Genomic DNA, 696 nt, shown 5'->3' on the forward strand with positions numbered 1-696 from the left:
TAATATCCGTCCAGGGCAAATGTTAAAAATTAAAGGGGTTGCTCCAGTCGCTAATAGCCGGAAATCTAAAACTTACCGGGTTAAGAAAGGCGACTCTTATTACAGTATTGCTAAAAGACATGGTATCAAGCTAAATGATCTAATGAGTTGGAATTCAGGTGTCAAAATGGCAGATCTAAAACCTGGCGTTACATTAAACCTCTACTTATAATTACCCACATGTAATACCTATCGATTAATCGGTAGGTATTACATATTGAATAACAAAAATTAATTATGCTTATCAATATTGAAATCATATTCAATTGTCGTTAATTCCTTCACTATTATGTTAAAAAATCGCATTCAAATTATTTAACACACCGCTTTTTAAGTTAAAACCATCGTTATTTTTTGTAAATAAACGCAAAGTAGCTCTAATTCGATATAAAACCTCCTTAAAATTGTGTTTAATTGCTATAAATAGCACTATAAAACCCTTATCAACTATTAATTTTGAAAAAATTTGCTGGTCAGGTGGTGACTTATGTAATAAAAGTGCTATATTATTAGCACAGCGAAAACAGTTAGCGCTGCTAGCCCGTATTTGAATATTACAGATATAATTATTGATAATTCTAAAAATTGCACCTGTTTCACACAGAATCTATATAACCTAAGATATTGATTAATAAATGCTTATGTTAGTAATTCAAG

Annotated in this window: 1 protein-coding gene; it reads left to right on the forward strand. The window is 30.3% G+C overall.

The annotated features are described in order from the left end of the window. On the forward strand, window positions 1-211 hold a 211-nt coding region (locus ABN217_RS19395), incomplete at its 5' end, for a LysM peptidoglycan-binding domain-containing protein (protein ID WP_349459876.1). Between the last annotated feature and the right edge of the window lie 485 nt (window positions 212-696).

Source organism: Proteus sp. fly-1067 (assembly GCF_040139345.1).
GTDB lineage: Bacteria > Pseudomonadota > Gammaproteobacteria > Enterobacterales > Enterobacteriaceae > Proteus > Proteus vulgaris_B.